Source organism: Rossellomorea sp. GQ25 (assembly GCF_059758515.1).
Genome location: NZ_JCAXEQ010000002.1, coordinates 993,437 through 1,010,946, shown reverse-complemented (window position 1 = coordinate 1,010,946; position 17,510 = coordinate 993,437). Strand labels below are relative to the sequence as shown.

The following is a 17,510-nucleotide window of genomic DNA, read 5'->3' as shown; positions in this document are numbered from 1 at the left end:
AGAGTAGGAGGCAATCTCATGACAGGTTACTTATGTTTAGAAAACGGAAAGACCTTTATAGGTGAAGTCACAATGGATGAAGAAGATCCCGTTCAGGGTGAGATTGTGTTTTTTACAGGAATGACGGGATACCAGGAAGTGCTGACCGATCCTTCCTACAAAGATCAAATCGTTGTTTTCACATATCCGCTCATCGGTCAATATGGCGTGAACGAAGAGGACTTTGAGAGCTCACAGCCGCAGGTGAAAGGAGTCATCATGCTTCAATCACCGGAGTTGTATTCCCATTATCATGCCTCTTCTTCCCTTAAAGACTATCTTAAAAAGTGGAAGATTCCATTCATGACAGGTGTGGATACGAGGCAGGTAGTGAAGGCGATCCGTGATGTTGGAAGTCAAAATGCGTGTATATCTTATACAGAAGTGCTTCCTGCAAAAGAAAAGCTCACAGGTCAAATCGAAAAGGTAGCTCTATCTCACATCCTCAAGATGGGAAGTGGAAACAAGCATATAGCTGTCGTCGATTTCGGTGTGAAAAAATCGATTCTATCCAGTCTGATAAAGATGGATTGTCTTGTTACCGTTATTCCCTATCATCAGCTTGAGCTTCTGGATCAGTTGAATGTTGACGGACTGGTGTTGTCGAACGGTCCTGGAGATCCGAAAGAAATGATGAGTCTTTTACCTAAACTGAAGGAAAAAATCATGGAGCTTCCAACCCTCGGAATTTGTTTAGGGCATCAATTAATCGCACTGGCACTCGGAGGGAATACTGAACGATTATTATTCGGTCATAGAGGAGCGAATCATCCTGTCATTGATAACCAAACCGGAGAGGTGTTTATCACATCACAAAATCATAATTACGTTGTGAACGGGGCCAGTTTAACAGGGACCGGGTTGGAACCGCGTTTTATGAACGTCAATGACGGCTCCCTTGAAGGGCTTCAACATATAAGCAAGCCTATCCTTTCGGTTCAATTTCATCCTGAAGCGCGTCCGGGTCCGGAGGATGCTTCGTGGATATTCCAACAATTCTATCAAACGATTAAACAACCAGGGAGAGAGAAGATATATGCCTAAAGATTCCAGTATTCAAAAAATCCTCATAATCGGATCAGGGCCTATCATCATAGGGCAAGCAGCAGAGTTTGATTACTCAGGTACACAAGGCTGCCTTGCCCTGAAGGATGAGGGGTATGAAGTGATTCTCGTGAATCATAATCCGGCGACGATTATGACGGATACGACCTACGCTGACAAAGTGTACTGCGAGCCCTTAACGGTCAAAACATTAACTGCGATTATCGCTAGTGAACGCCCCGATGGAATCGTCGCAAATCTTGGAGGTCAAACCGCTCTGAATCTTGCAGTGGAGCTGGATGAAAGAGGTATTCTCGAGAAGTATGGAGTGACACTGCTTGGGACCTCTGTGGATTCGATTCAAAAAGGGGAAGACAGAGAGAAATTTCGAACCTTGATGAACACATTGGGACATCCAACGGCAGAAAGTGATATCGTACACGATCTTCAAGAGGCTCTTCTCTTTTCTGAAAAGATTTCCTTCCCGATCATTGTGCGTCCGGCTTATACATTGGGAGGAAGAGGCGGCGGTATCGCTTCAACCAGGGAGGAATATAGTAAACTCGTTCAAACCGGCTTAAAGGCAAGTCCGATTCATCAAGTACTGGTGGAAAAAAGCATTGCCGGGTTCAAAGAGATTGAGTATGAAGTCATGAGAGATTCGAAAGGAAATTGTATATCCGTTTGTAATATGGAAAATTTCGATCCTGTTGGGGTCCATACGGGTGACTCCATCGTCGTCGCTCCGTCCCAAACCCTGACAGATCAAGAGTTTCATATGCTGCGTACAGCGGCGTTTGATATTATCAGTGCGTTAGAAGTGGTGGGAGGATGCAATATACAATTTGCTTTAGACCCTAACAGTAACCAGTACTATGTGATTGAAGTGAACCCAAGGGTGAGCAGGTCTTCTGCTTTGGCATCAAAGGCAACGGGCTATCCGATCGCCAAAATAGCGGTGAAGCTTGCAGTTGGCTATACACTGAACGAAATCATCAATCCTCTGACGAGAACCACTTTTGCAAGCTTTGAACCAGCTCTTGATTACGTTGTCGTCAAGTTTCCAAGATGGCCATTCGATAAATTTCCTGAGGCGAATCGAGTGCTCGGAACGAAGATGAAAGCAACGGGTGAAGTGATGGCGATCGAGCGTTCGTTAGAGGCTGCTTTTCATAAAGCTCTTCAGTCGTTGGATCTATCCTTGGAGAACGTCAACACTGAAATAGCTGGCGTATCTCATGAAGAGCTGGAAAAAAGGATTGGAACAGCAACAGATATTCGTTTTTTTGAACTGTTGGAATTGTTGAGACGAGACTACTCTATTCACTATCTCCATGAAAAGACAGGAATCGATAAGTTGTTCTTGTCCATCTTGAGTAACTTAGTATTCATGGAAAATAAATTAAGTACATCTGAGTTCACTTCTGACCTTTTGAAAGAAGCAAAGAAATTCCGATTTGAGGATAAAACAATTGCCGGATTAATGGGGAAACCGGAGGCGTCCATTGAAAAAATGAGAATGGAGGAAGGAATTGTGCCCGCCTTTAAAATGGTGGATACATGTGCAGGTGAATTCGAAGCGATCACCAATTATGCCTACTCCACTTATTATGGAGACAATGAGATTCAACCGTTACAAGGAGAGAAGAAGGTCCTGATTGTTGGAGCGGGTCCGATTCGAATCGGTCAGGGAGTCGAGTTTGACTACAGTGCCGTTAAGGCGATTCACCGATTGAAAGAGCATGGATACACTACCATTATGGTGAACAATAACCCGGAAACCGTGAGCACGGATTATGAGACGGCAGACCGATTGTACTTTGAACCTCTTACGAAAGAATCGGTCCTTTCCATTATCCAGCATGAGAAAGTAGATACCGTACTCGTTCAATTCGGTGGACAAACGGCATTAAACCTGGCTTCTATTTTAGAAAAGAAAGGCATCCAATTACTTGGGACGTCTTCAGACATCATTGACCGTGTAGAGGATCGCGAACGTTTTTATCAACTGCTGGATGAACTGGAAATTCCTCGTGTGAAAGGAGATATCTGCCACAGTAAGGAGGAAGCATTACAAGTAGCACAACATTTAACCTTTCCTCTTCTTTGCCGTCCATCCTATGTGATTGGAGGAAAAGGGATGGTGAAGGTCACGACACTCCCCGAGATGCAAAGGTTTATACAGGAAGCGGATGAAGAATACTTTCCTATTTTAATAGATGAATTCAAAGAAGGTCAGGAAATTGAAGTTGACTTGGTGGGGGACGGAGACGGAGTGTATGTTCCTGGAGTAATCGAGCATATTGAACGGGCAGGCGTCCATTCAGGGGACAGCATGTCTATTTTTCCTTCTGAATCCCTGTCAGATGAAATCAAGAGAACGATTGAAGGGTACGCCCGGAAGATTGTGTCTTCCCTTCATTACAAAGGGATCATGAATATTCAATTTTTGCTGAAGGATGAAGAGGTATTCGTGTTGGAAGTGAACCCGAGAGCAAGTCGGACGGTTCCGGTGGTCAGCAAGGTTCTTGGTTACTCATTAATCGATATGGCCACAGACCTTATGTGCGATGAGACGTTGAAGATAGACGCCTTTAGCCCTCCTACAGAAACAGACGTTGTAGGAGTGAAATATCCTGTGTTTTCATCACATGCCCTGCCGGAGATCGATCAAACACTCGGGGCCAATATGAAGTCAACGGGAGAAGGATTATGTCTGGGTAAAACGGTTGAAGAAGCCCTATATAAAGTATTTGAAGGATTGCATGAGGATGTAGAGACTGGTGGAACGGTTTATATTGATAGTGATCAAATAGAATTAAAACAGTACCAGACTTCTACGGAAGCTTCGTTTAGTGACTGGATTGAAACAAGCAATGCTTCTGTGTATTTCAGTCATGTAGAAACGGACGAGATGAAGAAGAGAAGAATTGCTGCATTAGAAGCAGGGGTCACCGTTTTAACAGAAGCAGAGACCTTGTATGCCTTTATTCGAAGTATGAAGGCAAAGGAAGTGAACCCCATTCCATTGGCACAATTAAAATCCATACAGGGAGTGAGCAGAGTATGATGAATTCAAGTATTGCGAAGTCGCCGGTAAAGGTTTCTTTAAAAGGGAGAGATCTTGTCACGTGGTTAGATTACACAACCGAAGAAGTATATGAGCTCTTATCATTGGCACAGTACTTGAAGAAAAATCCTTATTCAAAGGCGTTGGAAGGGAAAACCCTTGGAATGATCTTTGAAAAGTCTTCCACAAGAACCCGTGTTTCATTTGAAGCGGGAATGCTCCAGATGGGAGGTCATGCTATTTATTTAAATGCCCGCGATATACAGCTGGGAAGAGGAGAATCAATTGCAGATACGGCACGGGTCCTTTCTTCTTATGTGGATGGAATCATGATCCGTACGTTTGAAACTGAAAAGGTTACGGAACTTGCCCAGCACGCGAATGTCCCAGTCATCAACGGACTTTGCGATACGTACCATCCTTGTCAGGCATTGGCGGATGTTCTCACGATTTTGGAGCTGAAGGAAACGTTAAAAGGATTGAAGGTTGTGTATATAGGGGACGGAAATAATGTGGCACACTCCTTTATGATTCTTTGTGCGAAGCTTGGAATGGACGTCGTCGTTTCTTGTCCTGAAGGCTATGAACCCGTTAAAGAAATTATCGGGAAGACGGTGGAGATTGCCAGAATGAACGGTGGCAGCTTTACTCTTTCTTACGATCCGGTTGAAGCGGTAAGGAATGCGGATATCGTATACACCGATGTATGGGCAAGCATGGGGCAGGAGGAAGAAGCGATTAAGCGTCTTAAAGAATTTAAACCTTATCAGGTGAATGAACAGCTGCTTCAGCATGCTGCACCCGAAGTTAAATTTCTCCATTGTCTCCCGGCACACCGTGAAGAAGAGGTAACAGCGGCTGTCATTGACGGGCCAAGTTCTGCCGTATTTCAGCAAGCAGAGAATCGATTACATGTACAGAAGGCAATACTGCAATCACTTTTCGTATAAAGCTTTTAGGTTCGCTTCTAAATGGAAGCGGACCTTTTAGTTGCCTGAAAGCATTTCCATAAGAGAAAATAAGACTGAACCAAACGAACACATGTAAACATATAGTGTAGGAGAAACTGTAATTAGACCGTTTTGGAGGTGCTTGTGGTTTTGAGTAAACCAACGATTGATGATTACCTGGATAATGGAATATATGGTCAGAAGCAAACGAAGCCTGATGAAAGAAGAAAGTTTCTCGGAAGCTTGCGGGAACGAATCGTCATTGCCCTGACTCAGAGTCAGGTAAGGGAAAAGGGAGTGTACAAGGAAGTTCAGGAGAGTCTGAAGAAGCATCCTGATGCGAAGCTTTTATTAAATGGTAATATGAGCTACTCCTACTTATCTAAATACATCAAGCTCGCTGATACGTATCATGTCTCGTTTTCAATGGTGACAAATAAGGAGATCGAAACCGATATTGGCCTCGTCCTCGCTTATGATCATGCCATTGATAAAGAGGAAATCTATGTGAAGAAAAAAAATGAAAAGACCTCTGAAGCTAAAACGAAGCAAAAGCCAAAGAAAAGCCTATTTTCATCGATTAAAAAGAAGCTATTTTAATACTGTGTGCCTTTTTTGAAAAATGAGAGTTTAAACAGTCCTTTCAAAATCGCTGGGATGATAAACAGAATAAACAATATCCTAAACAAGTGATATCCGGTAATGATGGAAAGGTCAGCGTTAACGGCTTGTCCTACTAATGCCATTTCAGCCATTCCCCCTGGAGCCAAGCTAATAAAGGCAGTAAGAAATGTAATGTCATGCCAGCGACTTAATACAAAGCTTAGGCCCGCGCAGCATAATAGCAGGCAGACGGAAGTAAACAAAGACCAAAGAATGAACTTGGACAATTCTTTAGATGAAGAGAAATTCATCATGAAACTAAAGTAGATTCCCAGGGATAATTGAGCCAGAATAATTAACGGATCAGGCATTTGAGGTACAGAAAACCCAGCCACCATGAAGCCGCCGATGACTAAAATCGGTCCTAGCATTGCAGGGGTGGGTAAATGGATTCTTTTAGCCACAATCCCTGACAGAAAGGCAATGATGAAGAATAGGATGAATCCCCACTGGAATGAGGGTACTTCGAAGGGTGGTAAAGCATTCCCGGGACTGGATCCACCACCGCCTTTTAAAAGGGGGCTGAACACCAGAAACGGTACAACAAAGATGACCGATAATAAACGGATCACCTGCAGGACTGTCACAACTGTTAAGTCTATATTCTTCATTTCCTCTCCAAGAGCCACCATTTGCGAAAGACCGCCCGGTATACTCCCTGTAATGGTTGAGGTAAGACCGATCCCCGTCATTTTAGACGTAATATAGGCAAGAACCATACTGAATACAATGATGGCAATGGTCATCGTCAGCATGGAAGGAAGCTGAGTAACGATTTCAATCATGGTTTCATTACTAAAGGATTGGCCAATGGCATAGCCTACAATGATTAATCCAAGGTCTCTGAAATAAGAGGGCCATTCTAACTCGAGCTTTGTCCATTTATTGATGAGGAAGACTGAAGTCATAGAACCGAGCAGCCAGGACAGGGGGAGATGAAGCAACGTAAATACCCCGCCGCCCATAATCCCGACGCCAAAGGCTAATAAAATAGGATGCATTTTGAAAATCCTCTCATTTTATTTACTCTATTTAAAGGTAATCAATTGGAGGAGAGGAAGCAAATGTAATGGATTAACTATAATTTCACCACACCATACCCCCACCCAAGGTCCGTCCCTCACAAAATGGCACATACTATCCCCAATTCGTGGTAGAATGAATGGAGGTATGGACAAGAATCAGCCATGCTCCTAACAATCGTTATCTCTTATCATAGTTGCTTTAATGAAGCGGATTTTGGTATTATCAATAGTATTGTGAGTGTTCGAACATATACGGAGGTGAAGAAGATGACTAGAATTTCTGAAGATCAAGTAAAGCATGTTGCCCACCTTGCACGACTAGCCATCACAGAGGATGAAGCGAAAAAGTTTACAACTCAATTAGATGCGATTATCGGGTTTGCCGAGCAGCTGAATGAATTGGATACTTCAAATGTGGAAGCAACGAGTCATGTGCTGGATATGAAGAACGTTATGCGTGAAGATAAGCCTGTTGAAGGATTACCACGTGAAGAAGTATTAAAGAACGCACCAGACAAACAAGATGGACAAGTTCGCGTTCCATCGATCTTGGACTAAGGAGGGGACCTCATGTCATTATTTGACCATAAATTATCAGAGCTTCATGAGCTTTTACATAAGAAAGAAGTATCTGTCACAGATCTAGTAGATGAATCATACAAACGTATTGATGCTGTTGAAGATAAAGTAAAGGCATTTTTAACTTTAGATGAAGAAAATGCCCGCAGTAAAGCGAAAGAAATGGATGCAAAGCTTGGTACAGATGAAAGCAAAGGTCTGCTTTTCGGAATGCCGATCGGGATTAAAGATAATATCGTAACAAAAGGACTCCGTACAACATGTGCCAGTAAAATCCTTGAAAACTTCAATCCGATTTATGATGCGACGGTTATCAATAAATTACATAGTGCCGATACGATTACGATCGGAAAACTGAATATGGATGAGTTCGCGATGGGTTCATCTACTGAGAACTCCGGTTTCCAGAAGACAAGCAATCCATGGAATCTTGAAACGGTTCCCGGGGGATCTTCAGGTGGTTCCGCAGCATCCGTTGCAGCTGGAGAAGTACCTTTCTCACTGGGTTCAGATACAGGTGGATCGATTCGCCAGCCAGCAGCATTCACGGGTACTGTCGGTTTAAAACCAACGTACGGACGTGTATCCCGTTTCGGTCTTGTAGCATTCGCTTCTTCACTGGATCAAATCGGACCAATCACTCGTAACGTAGAAGATAATGCATACTTACTGCAAGCGATCGCTGGTCTTGACCCGAATGATTCTACTTCAGCGAATGTTGAGGTTCCGAACTACGCGGCAGCTCTGACAGGTGATGTGAAAGGCTTGAAGATTGCTGTGCCGAAAGAATATTTAGGTGAAGGTGTCGGCGAAGAAGCCCGTCAAGCAGTGCTTGCTTCATTGAAAGTGTTAGAAGGCATGGGAGCTACATGGGAAGAAGTTTCTCTTCCTCACTCTAAATTTGGTGTTTCAACGTACTACTTATTAGCATCTTCTGAAGCTTCTGCAAACCTTGCACGTTTCGATGGTGTTCGTTACGGTTACCGCACTCCTAACGCAGAAAACCTTCTTGATCTTTACAAGAAAACCCGTGCAGAAGGATTTGGGGACGAAGTGAAGCGTCGTATTATGCTTGGAACGTTTGCATTAAGTTCTGGATACTATGATGCTTACTACAAAAAAGCACAGCAGGCACGTACACTGATCAAGAAAGACTTTGAAGATGTATTGGCGAAATATGATGTCATTATTGGACCAACAACACCAACTCCAGCTTTCAAAATTGGAGAAAAAATCGATGATCCATTAACGATGTATGCAAACGATATTTTAACGATTCCAGTAAACCTTGCAGGTGTACCGGGGATCTCTGTACCTTGTGGATTCTCTTCAACAGGATTGCCACTTGGATTACAAATCATCGGTAAGCATTTTGACGAAAGCACGATCTATCGCGTAGCTCATGCGTTTGAGCAAGCTACAGACTTCCATACAAAAAGACCACAACTGTAAGGGGTGAAATCAATGAATTTTGAACCAGTAATCGGACTAGAAGTCCACGTAGAATTAAAAACGGACAGTAAGATGTTCTCTCCGGCACCGAACCATTTCGGAGCAGAGCCGAACACGAATACAAACGTCATCGACCTTGGATATCCCGGCGTACTTCCGGTGGTAAACAAGCGTGCCATTGAGTTCGGAATGAAAGCCGCAATCGCATTGAATTGTGAAATAGCAACGGATACGAAGTTTGACCGTAAAAACTATTTCTATCCGGATAACCCGAAAGCGTACCAAATTTCTCAATTTGACAAGCCAATCGGTGAAAACGGCTGGATCGAGATTGAAGTGAACGGTGAGAAGAAACGTATCGGAATCACTCGCCTACACCTGGAAGAAGATGCTGGAAAGCTGACGCACTCAGGCGACGGTTATTCCCTTGTTGACTATAACCGCCAAGGAACTCCTTTGATTGAGATTGTCTCTGAGCCGGACATCCGTACACCGGAAGAAGCGTATGCGTATCTTGAGAAATTGAAATCTATCATTCAATACACCGGTGTTTCCGATTGTAAGATGGAAGAAGGGTCGCTTCGTTGTGACGCCAACATTTCCCTCCGTCCAATCGGCCAGGAAAAGTTCGGAACGAAAGCTGAGCTTAAAAACCTGAACTCCTTTAACTTTGTTAAAAAAGGATTGGAGTATGAAATCGTCCGTCAGGAGAAGGTTCTTTTATCAGGAGGCTTGATCCAACAGGAAACGCTTCGTTTCGATGAATCAACAGGTAAAACGATTCTCATGCGTGTCAAAGAGGGATCGGATGATTACCGTTACTTCCCTGAACCTGATTTATTACATCTCCACATTGATCAAGAGTGGATGGACCGCATCCGTGCAGAGATTCCTGAGCTTCCGGATGAGCGTAAAAAACGCTATGTAGAAGAGTTGGGCTTACCAGCGTATGATGCCATGGTTCTGACATTAACGAAGGAAATGTCTGATTTCTTCGAGGAAACTGTTGATGCAGGTGCGGATGCGAAGCTTGCATCCAACTGGTTGATGGGTGAAGTTTCAGCTTACTTAAATGCCGGTCAAAAAGAGCTTGAAGACGTGAAGCTGACTCCTCAAGGATTAGCTGGCATGATTGCGTTAATCGAAAAAGGAACGATTTCTTCTAAGATTGCGAAGAAAGTGTTCAAAGAACTAGTGGAAAACGGTGGAGATCCAGAACAAATCGTGAAAGATAAGGGTCTTGTTCAAATCTCTGACGAAGGTGCCTTACTCAAGATCGTGACGGAGACGCTCGATGCCAATCCACAATCCATCGAAGATTACAAGAACGGGAAAGACCGCGCCATCGGCTTCCTCGTTGGTCAAATCATGAAAGCAACAAAAGGGCAGGCCAATCCGCCGCTTGTAAACAAACTCCTGCTTCAAGAAATTCAAAAACGCTAAAAATAGAAAAGCAGCCCCTGGAAACTTATATTTCCAGGGGCTATTTTTATACGGATGAGGGACGGACCTTGAATAAATTCAAGGTCCGTCCCTCTTTTTAGTTCAAGTTTTCCTGAAAAGCATGACTCCCCTGCGTTTCGTGTAGGTATTTTAACCCGATGTTGAAAAAAGAAAAATGTAGGTCTATTAACTCATTCGTTGGGAAGGGTGCTTGTACTATAGTGAATCTAATGTTTTTAATAGTTAGAAAATTCTTATAAAGAGGTGTTGTAATTGAAGAAAAAAGTCGTTGCATTAGGGTTAACAGCAGGATTAATGATGAGCCCGGTATTTTCTCCGGAAGCATTGGGTGCTCCGAATGTGAGTGAAAAGGTGAACTTCAATGAGAATACGGGGACTCCTCAGTTTATATCGGGGAAATTAACCAAGGCATCCACCAATGCCCCGGAAACGATTGTGTTTGATTACTTAATGGAAAAACAAAAGGCCTTCAAGTTCAAAGGAGACTCAAAGCTTTCCTTCAAAGTGACAGAAAAACGCAAGGATGATTTAGGATTTACATATCTCCGAATCCAGCAGGTGTATAAAGGAACGCCTGTATACGGAGCTGTTCTAACAGCGCATGTGAATAAGAAGGGTGTCCTGACTGCATTATCGGGAGCACCAGCTACGAACCTGGATCAAAAACAAAATCTAAAACATACAAAGAAATTATCTAAAAAAGAAGCAGTTTCAGCAGGGGAAAAAGACTTAGTAGCACATGTAGGCAGCCAGCCTGACTATGAATATGAACCGAAATCCGATTCAGTTATCTATATGAAAGATGGGGAAGCCCATTACGCTTATCTCGTAAACTATAATTTCCTTGCTCCGGAACCAGGGAACTGGAACTATTTCGTTGATGCTGTGACAGGTGACATTCTAGGAAAAGTAAATGAGCTTCATGAAGCGAAAGGTGTAGGCGGTGGTAAACCTGGCGGCGGTGGAGGTCCAGGAAGTGGTGGAACCGATGCAGTTGGATCAGGAACAGGAGTACTGGGAGACACGAAATCGTTAAATACCTACCTCTCATCGTCTACTTATTATTTACAAGACCGTACAAGAGGTGGTGGAGTCTTCACCTATGACGCAGGGAATCGTACCCGTCTTCCAGGTTCCCTATGGGCAGACAGCGACAATCTATTCAATGCAAGCTATGATGCAGCTGCTGTAGATGCTCACTATTACGCAGGTCAAACTTACGATTATTACGCCGATACACATAACCGAAACAGTTATGATGGGAATGGCGCAGCCCTTAATTCAACCGTTCATTATAGCCGAAACTACAATAATGCATTCTGGAATGGCCAGCAAATGGTATACGGTGATGGGGACGGCTCAACATTTGTTGCTCTTTCAGGAGGATTGGACGTTGTAGCACATGAGCTTACACATGCCGTAACGGATACAACAGCTGATCTGATTTACCAAAATGAGTCCGGGGCTATCAACGAATCTATGTCTGATATCTTTGGAACATTGGTAGAATACGATACAAATAATAATCCTGATTGGGAGATCGGGGAAGACATCTACACGCCTAATCAAGGTGGGGACGCTCTTCGCTCCATGTCTGATCCAGCAAAATACGGAGATCCGGATCACTATTCTGTAAGATACACAGGGACGCAGGACAATGGTGGGGTTCATATCAATAGTGGAATAGGAAATAAAGCGGCCTATCTGCTAAGTCAGGGTGGTACTCACTATGGTGTGAAGGTGACGGGAATCGGTACGGATAAAACAGGGGCGATCTATTACCGTGCGTTAACTCAATACTTGACACCGTCTTCAAACTTTAGCCAGCTTCGTTCAGCAGCGGTTCAAGCTGCTACAGATCTATATGGTGCAGGAAGTGCCGAGGTGGCGAGTGTAAACGCGGCGTACAATGCAGTAGGTGTCAATTAAATAGACTGATTGAATAGAAGGGCTGTAATGGCTCTTCTTTTCATTGTTATAAAAAGTGCCTGAACCTTATTTAAGACACAGGGAAGTATATGCACGGTGGCTATTTTTATCGGCACTTGCCCAATAAATGTTACATTTGTTTCTTTTTTGCTTTCTCCAGGATCTGTTTAGCCAAGCGGTAATACGTATCCGCTTCGATTTTTGATTCAGCTCTCTTTAGCTGCATCATGTAGTTTTGGAATCGAAGTTTGTCGACTGACGAGACTTTCATCACAATTTTTCTCATTTTGGCACTCCTTTAGTGGACAAAATTGCGTCCAATTATCTATTCTGAATTTTCTGTAAATAATGTATAATAATAGTAAATGATTCCAGAGGGTGGATAGAATGTCCTTATTCGAAGTGATCTTGTTGCCAATGTTAATGGGTGGTATTGGAGGCTTAGGACATATTCTGGTTTTCAAAAATGGTCATTTCACTTTTCCGCGAAAATTCATCGATGACCAAGGTGAGAAGCACTATCTTTTTGGCTCAACAAAGGATATTATCATAGGCATTCTAGCAGGGTATCTGTCAGTATTACCGGTTGTTGAAACGGTCCCGATCTGGTATGTCATCTATATTAGTTTATTATCAGGAATCGGGGGAAGTTCCGTCATCACACGAAAAATCGAACAAAATTTAGCAAGCACCAAAGCGTCTTATATCCAAGAGCTATCTCATTATCAGCTCGAACCGACCTCTAAGGGAGGATCACCAAATCATAATGAGGTGAAACCTGTTGGCGAAGTGGAAGAAAAAAAGAATCAAGGTTGAACTGCCACCAGAAGACTATGAAAAAGCAAATCACTATTTAAAAAGACTGAAGGAGGCAGATAGCCTAATCGAGCTGAACTACTACTATAATAAAGTGGCAAAAATAATTGAAAAATCACAAGATGTTTAAGATGATTCAATTCAAGAGTAGTCCTATACCTATCTACTTTAACCAAAAAATGTGAGGATGAAACTGACAATTGAGTCAGCTTTTTTTCTGTCAAGGAAAGATGTATGAAAGATATTTCTCTTCGCATACTTATCTATTCATCCCCCCTCTGGAAAAATAGTCGAGGAGTAGCAGTATGCTATTCCTATTTTTTAATGGTTCTTTTCACAAAGATTGTGTTTTTATAACATAAGAACTGCCAAGGCTCTGTCAATCAGTGTGTGCTAGGAGGTGAAGGGAACCACTCCGCTTACAGCTAGCGAGCGGCCGAGCATCCTGCAGCGGAAATGAACTACTACTTTCTACTCTAAAATGGCAACAATTTTTTGCGAAAAGAATCTAAAAGAAAGAGTTCATAAGAACCTGTAAACTTGTCCATTATGGTGCTTTTCTTATATTATATTCCTACAGGCATAATCGTACAATTGAAATTTTGAATAGAATAAAAAGTATATTTTCCTTGTGGAATACGACAAACATGAATATGCTATAAAGAGAATTTAAGAGAAAAGTTGTTTGTGCTTCACTGGAATGTGTGGCGCTGGAGGAGGAAGAAACATGAACTTAGAACAATGGTTCACTAAAGGGATGACACCTGAAGATTACTTGGAATATATGAGTGTACATAAAGAGAATACCGAAGCGATCAAGAAAAACTTTACGATTCCACAGGAAGATATGGAGGTATTGAATAAACTTGGAGAACACTCATTACGAGTGATTGCCATCACGGAAGATTGGTGTGGAGATGCCATGCTGAATATCCCCATTCTGTTAAAAGTGGCAAAATCCGCTGACATGGACGTTCGCATGATTTTACGGGACGAAAACCTTGAACTGATAGATCGATACTTAACAAATGGCACATCGAGAGCGATTCCGATTTTTATTTTCATCGATCGTGAGGGAAATGAAAAGCTGGTATGGGGCCCAAGAGCCCCTATGGTAAAGAAAATCGTGGATGACGAACGAGCGAAGCTGCCACCGAAGGATCATGAGCTTTTCCCGGAAAAGCAGAAGGAAATGATTCATCGCTTAACTTCTCAATATACGAAAGATAAAGAAGTATGGCAGGAAGTGTATGAAAGCTTGAAAACGAGTCTTGTCCAGAATGTGCTGATGTAAAACGAAACGAATAGTGGAAGACATCCGGGCGGTTCCTGGAGTCTTCTTTTCTTTTAGGGCATGATGTCTTCATACTCACTCAAAATAGAATGGTAAAAAGTACCCGTCGGCATGGGATTTTTTGCCGGTTCACGAATGACGGAATTCGCGTTAATATGGTATAGGATGAGGAGTTGAAGCATCATGATTCACCAAAAGACAAATACAATTGTGATAGAAGCGCTAAATAAATTTCCCCATAAAATTCACATTAAATTGGGAGAAATCCTGCGTGAAAGAGGATTGACACAAGGCGATCTTCATCGCTTAACAGGGTTAAGAGTGGCTACGATTAATGAGCTAGTGAATTTTAAGAAGAAATCCTTAACGGTGGCTCATCTTGTTTCCATTATGATCGCCCTTAGAATTACAGACATTCGTGATCTCATCGAAGTAGAATTTGATCAAGAAGTTCAAGACTACTTCAATGAAGAAAATCAACGAATGAAAAATGGGTTTACTCCAGACCTGACAAAAACCGCTGAACAAAACGTAAAGCGAATCGCAACTGGAGCAAACAGCTAAACATCAATACAGCTCAAACGGTCATTCCTGATGACCGTTTTTTTAGGTTAGGGACGGACCTCTATTTCTTATTCGTCTTCCCTTATCAACTGATAGAAATATAATATAACTCAAGGTTTACAACCAGGCAAAACAGGATAATTCCTTAAAGTAAGAGTTTATTTAGAAGGTTTGTATTTATAACGATATAAAAATCATTGAGGTCCGTCCCTGGCAGGAGTTTTGGGACAGGGTACAGAATGTAGTATGTATGGTGTTGTTGGCAGGGTTTTGTGATGGAGTTGACATGAAATCGTAATGCTCATTTGAGGGAAAATCAATTATGATAGGGGAAGAGAGTAAATGGAAGTTAATTTTGGTCATGTGACCTCTCGTTATGCTGCGTCTTGTGATGATATTCCGCATCAATTTTTTGATACATTAAAGGTTAGGGGAATTGTGTGGGAAGGAAGAAAAGTAGCTGAAATTGGTTCGGGTACCGGTGCTTTGACACGAAAGCTACACAAGCGTGGAGCAGAAGTGATCGGGGTCGAGCCGTCCATTGAGCTTAGGAAAGCTGCCAAGGCATTAGAGAGTAAGCAATACTTGGACATCCCATATCTTACAGGTACAGCTGAATCTACGAATCTGCCAGATCAGTACTATGATATCACGATGATTCACAGAAGCTGGCATTTATTCGACCGCCCAAAGGCGATCAGCGAAATGAAGCGGATTATGAAGGAAAAAGGGACGTTCATTGTGAGTGATTCAAGCTTCGTTCCAGATCATGAAGTGGTAAAGGATACGATGACGTTTTTAAATGAATATATAGATATGACCCCACCGGGATCAAAAGCTGAATCAGTGAATCAATTGAATGGAATTCCTGTGGAATGGCTGTTAGAATGGCAGGAAGCTGACTTTAACTTGAAAGATTTTTACACATTTTATTATGCAGTCGACTTTACGTTACAGTCCTGGTGTGAGCGAGTAGGCTCCTTATCCTGGCTCACTCATTTAGAGGATAGTGAGAAAGAGGGATTACTGCAATCATTACATACGTTCCTGTCCGGGCGTTACGATGCTCTTCAAGAGTTTACTCTTCAGCACCAGTTTACAGTCTGCCTGATGAAAAAGTAGAAAGAGTGATCGGATTGGAAGCAGTAAAAAAATATGTAAACTATTTAAATATGGATATAGAGCCCCCTACGTTAAACTATTTGCAACGACTTATCCAGCAGCACTTGATCAGGATACCATATGAGACCTTTAGTAAATTCTTTTACTTTTCTCAAGGTGAATCCTTTGTACCTTCCTTGCGCACTTTCGCAGAGAATCTCCACTCTAAAGGGTGGGGAGGCACCTGTTTTACCTTAAACATCAACTTTGGAAGACTGCTGAAAAAGTTAGGCTTCCATTGTCAGTTTGTCAGAGTGCAACCGGGTCACCTTGGATTAATGATTACGATTGATAATCGTAAGCTCTATGTGGATGTTGGATATGGATCCCCGATTATGAAGCCTGTTGAGCTTGAAGCGAGGCAGAAGCATCTTCTTCACGGTTTTGGGGAAGAAATCATTTTTACCCAGAAAGACATTCGTGAATTTGAAGTGGATCGACGTTCAAATGGCAAATCCTTTGTGAAAAAAACCATAGAGTGGATTCCGTTAGAGGAAGAAGAATTAGAGTCCGATATAGAAGCATCTTATTTGGATTCTGATGACAACATTACCATGAGAAGAATCACCGCAGTCCGCTTCCAGGGCAATCAATGCTATTTCCTTCGTAATGAGACATTGAAAGTGATGACCTACCGAAACATCCGTGAATATCAGATGAAAGATTTTGATAAGTGGAAAGATATCGTCGGGGAAGTCTACCACTTTGATGCGACGTCCCTGCAGGAGTCCATCCAGTTTTTACAACAACGGAATATCAAGCTGTTCCCATAGGCCGTCTGGAATATCGTGTTGATATTCTGGATGGTTTTTTGTATATACGTGAAATCATTCATTCGGACTACTTTATTTAAGGCTTCATAATCATAAAAATAAATAGAAGTGTCCCCAGAGAGGATGCAAGATAAAAGTAACGATTGATCGTCACCAGATGACGTTGTATTTCTTCGGGTGGTGCCCCTGTAAGGTGTGCATTTTCCGGTAAGGCTATCCATTTGTTGATTTTTTGAGAAACAGGTGTGATGAAGCCGATGACAATGATTTGAATGAGAACCTAAAGTATGACAGACCCCAGAATCCACAACTGAGCAAATCGGCCGTAGTCCCTGTATAAAGAGGGATGAATCCCGTTAACACGGCAATGCTTCCGCCAATTTTAGGGAAGTATTCCAATCGTTTATTCAATTCCGTCGTAACCTTTAATTGATCAATGGTTTTGTCTGGCCTGGTTAAAACATGAGCAAAGAAAGTAGGCCCAACCCCTATAATGCCAGACAGCACATGTAAAAGAATCAACCATTCAATCTGACCACCTCCATGATGAGTAATCTATAAACATTACGAATGAGAGAGCTGATTTATGTATTTTTTATAACAATAATAGGGGGAGAATACTTGCCAATTTTCATTTTTCATTAGATTTTTCCAGCGAAAAGAGTTATGATATTGACCGGTAGACGC

Annotated in this window: 17 protein-coding genes; 14 read left to right on the top strand and 3 right to left on the bottom strand. The window is 42.4% G+C overall.

Features of this window, described 5'->3' with window-relative positions; translation table 11 throughout:
* Positions 1–18 precede the first annotated feature (18 nt).
* The 4 genes from AC6CIB_RS10770 to AC6CIB_RS10755 all read left to right on the top strand — a co-directional run bounded on the left by AC6CIB_RS10770 (position 19) and on the right by AC6CIB_RS10755 (position 5,703).
* On the top strand, positions 19–1,083 hold the full coding sequence (locus AC6CIB_RS10770; protein WP_498280421.1) for a carbamoyl phosphate synthase small subunit: 1,065 nt from the start codon (positions 19–21) through the stop codon (positions 1,081–1,083).
* Positions 1,076–4,153, top strand: coding sequence for a carbamoyl-phosphate synthase (glutamine-hydrolyzing) large subunit (gene carB / locus AC6CIB_RS10765; RefSeq protein ID WP_498280419.1), 3,078 nt, complete (start codon positions 1,076–1,078; stop codon positions 4,151–4,153). Before AC6CIB_RS10770 ends, carB begins: the two co-directional genes overlap by 8 nt.
* A complete protein-coding gene (gene argF / locus AC6CIB_RS10760) occupies positions 4,153–5,103 on the top strand; it encodes an ornithine carbamoyltransferase (protein ID WP_498280582.1) in 951 nt (316 codons plus the stop codon). Before carB ends, argF begins: the two co-directional genes overlap by 1 nt.
* 150 nt (positions 5,104–5,253) lie before the next feature.
* The gene (locus AC6CIB_RS10755) at positions 5,254–5,703 is read left to right on the top strand and encodes a YueI family protein (protein WP_498280417.1); all 450 of its coding nucleotides are present in this window, start codon (positions 5,254–5,256) and stop codon (positions 5,701–5,703) included.
* Here AC6CIB_RS10755 and AC6CIB_RS10750 read toward each other — a convergent pair.
* Positions 5,700–6,767 carry an AbrB family transcriptional regulator gene (locus AC6CIB_RS10750; protein ID WP_498280415.1) on the bottom strand — a complete coding sequence of 356 codons (1,068 nt, stop codon included), beginning with the start codon at positions 6,765–6,767 and terminating at the stop codon, positions 5,700–5,702. The two genes, AC6CIB_RS10755 and AC6CIB_RS10750, sit on opposite strands and share 4 nt — an antisense overlap.
* A 291-nt stretch (positions 6,768–7,058) precedes the next feature.
* Here AC6CIB_RS10750 and gatC point away from each other — a divergent pair, with 291 nt between their 5' ends.
* From gatC to AC6CIB_RS10730, 4 genes are all read left to right on the top strand, one after another.
* Positions 7,059–7,349, top strand: coding sequence for an Asp-tRNA(Asn)/Glu-tRNA(Gln) amidotransferase subunit GatC (gene gatC / locus AC6CIB_RS10745; protein WP_498280413.1), 291 nt, complete (start codon positions 7,059–7,061; stop codon positions 7,347–7,349).
* A gap of 12 nt (positions 7,350–7,361) precedes the next feature.
* The gene (gene gatA, locus AC6CIB_RS10740; protein ID WP_498280411.1) at positions 7,362–8,822 is read left to right on the top strand and encodes an Asp-tRNA(Asn)/Glu-tRNA(Gln) amidotransferase subunit GatA; all 1,461 of its coding nucleotides are present in this window, start codon (positions 7,362–7,364) and stop codon (positions 8,820–8,822) included.
* Between the two features lie 12 nt (positions 8,823–8,834).
* Positions 8,835–10,265, top strand: coding sequence for an Asp-tRNA(Asn)/Glu-tRNA(Gln) amidotransferase subunit GatB (gene gatB, locus AC6CIB_RS10735; RefSeq protein WP_498280409.1), 1,431 nt, complete (start codon positions 8,835–8,837; stop codon positions 10,263–10,265).
* Positions 10,266–10,580: 315 nt separating this feature from the next.
* The gene (locus AC6CIB_RS10730; protein ID WP_498280580.1) at positions 10,581–12,215 is read left to right on the top strand and encodes a M4 family metallopeptidase; all 1,635 of its coding nucleotides are present in this window, start codon (positions 10,581–10,583) and stop codon (positions 12,213–12,215) included.
* A 130-nt stretch (positions 12,216–12,345) separates the two neighbouring features.
* Here the strand turns inward: AC6CIB_RS10730 and AC6CIB_RS10725 are convergent, their stop codons facing one another.
* On the bottom strand, positions 12,346–12,501 hold the full coding sequence (locus AC6CIB_RS10725) for a hypothetical protein (protein ID WP_498280407.1): 156 nt from the start codon (positions 12,499–12,501) through the stop codon (positions 12,346–12,348).
* 101 nt (positions 12,502–12,602) lie between these two features.
* Here AC6CIB_RS10725 and AC6CIB_RS10720 point away from each other — a divergent pair, with 101 nt between their 5' ends.
* The 6 genes from AC6CIB_RS10720 to AC6CIB_RS10695 all read left to right on the top strand — a co-directional run bounded on the left by AC6CIB_RS10720 (position 12,603) and on the right by AC6CIB_RS10695 (position 16,823).
* Positions 12,603–13,031 carry a DUF4257 domain-containing protein gene (locus AC6CIB_RS10720; protein ID WP_148967220.1) on the top strand — a complete coding sequence of 143 codons (429 nt, stop codon included), beginning with the start codon at positions 12,603–12,605 and terminating at the stop codon, positions 13,029–13,031.
* Entirely contained in the window at positions 12,997–13,161 is a 165-nt protein-coding gene (locus tag AC6CIB_RS10715) for a hypothetical protein (RefSeq protein ID WP_188048373.1), read from the top strand. The genes AC6CIB_RS10720 and AC6CIB_RS10715 overlap by 35 nt, the downstream gene beginning before the upstream one ends.
* A 597-nt stretch (positions 13,162–13,758) precedes the next feature.
* A complete protein-coding gene (locus tag AC6CIB_RS10710) occupies positions 13,759–14,325 on the top strand; it encodes a thioredoxin family protein (RefSeq protein ID WP_498280405.1) in 567 nt (188 codons plus the stop codon).
* A 183-nt stretch (positions 14,326–14,508) separates the two neighbouring features.
* A complete protein-coding gene (locus AC6CIB_RS10705; protein WP_498280403.1) occupies positions 14,509–14,889 on the top strand; it encodes a helix-turn-helix domain-containing protein in 381 nt (126 codons plus the stop codon).
* A gap of 342 nt (positions 14,890–15,231) precedes the next feature.
* Positions 15,232–16,011: a class I SAM-dependent methyltransferase gene (locus AC6CIB_RS10700; RefSeq protein ID WP_498280402.1), complete on the top strand. Its 780-nt coding sequence runs from the start codon at positions 15,232–15,234 to the stop codon at positions 16,009–16,011.
* 5 nt (positions 16,012–16,016) lie between these two features.
* The gene (locus tag AC6CIB_RS10695) at positions 16,017–16,823 is read left to right on the top strand and encodes an arylamine N-acetyltransferase (protein WP_498280401.1); all 807 of its coding nucleotides are present in this window, start codon (positions 16,017–16,019) and stop codon (positions 16,821–16,823) included.
* A 213-nt stretch (positions 16,824–17,036) separates the two neighbouring features.
* Here AC6CIB_RS10695 and AC6CIB_RS10690 read toward each other — a convergent pair whose 3' ends face one another.
* Positions 17,037–17,345 carry a hypothetical protein gene (locus AC6CIB_RS10690; RefSeq protein ID WP_498280399.1) on the bottom strand — a complete coding sequence of 103 codons (309 nt, stop codon included), beginning with the start codon at positions 17,343–17,345 and terminating at the stop codon, positions 17,037–17,039.
* Positions 17,346–17,510: the final 165 nt, after the last annotated feature.

Coding starts and splice junctions, on each gene's coding strand:
- AC6CIB_RS10770 (WP_498280421.1), top strand. CDS start 19: ATGACAGGTTACTTATGTTTAGAAAACGGAAAGACCTTTATAGGTGAA.
- AC6CIB_RS10720 (WP_148967220.1), top strand. CDS start 12,603: ATGTCCTTATTCGAAGTGATCTTGTTGCCAATGTTAATGGGTGGTATT.
- AC6CIB_RS10710 (WP_498280405.1), top strand. CDS start 13,759: ATGAACTTAGAACAATGGTTCACTAAAGGGATGACACCTGAAGATTAC.
- carB (WP_498280419.1), top strand. CDS start 1,076: ATGCCTAAAGATTCCAGTATTCAAAAAATCCTCATAATCGGATCAGGG.
- AC6CIB_RS10730 (WP_498280580.1), top strand. CDS start 10,581: ATGATGAGCCCGGTATTTTCTCCGGAAGCATTGGGTGCTCCGAATGTG.
- AC6CIB_RS10700 (WP_498280402.1), top strand. CDS start 15,232: ATGGAAGTTAATTTTGGTCATGTGACCTCTCGTTATGCTGCGTCTTGT.
- AC6CIB_RS10725 (WP_498280407.1), bottom strand. CDS start 12,501: ATGAGAAAAATTGTGATGAAAGTCTCGTCAGTCGACAAACTTCGATTC.
- AC6CIB_RS10705 (WP_498280403.1), top strand. CDS start 14,509: ATGATTCACCAAAAGACAAATACAATTGTGATAGAAGCGCTAAATAAA.
- gatC (WP_498280413.1), top strand. CDS start 7,059: ATGACTAGAATTTCTGAAGATCAAGTAAAGCATGTTGCCCACCTTGCA.
- gatB (WP_498280409.1), top strand. CDS start 8,835: ATGAATTTTGAACCAGTAATCGGACTAGAAGTCCACGTAGAATTAAAA.
- argF (WP_498280582.1), top strand. CDS start 4,153: ATGAATTCAAGTATTGCGAAGTCGCCGGTAAAGGTTTCTTTAAAAGGG.
- gatA (WP_498280411.1), top strand. CDS start 7,362: ATGTCATTATTTGACCATAAATTATCAGAGCTTCATGAGCTTTTACAT.
- AC6CIB_RS10750 (WP_498280415.1), bottom strand. CDS start 6,767: ATGCATCCTATTTTATTAGCCTTTGGCGTCGGGATTATGGGCGGCGGG.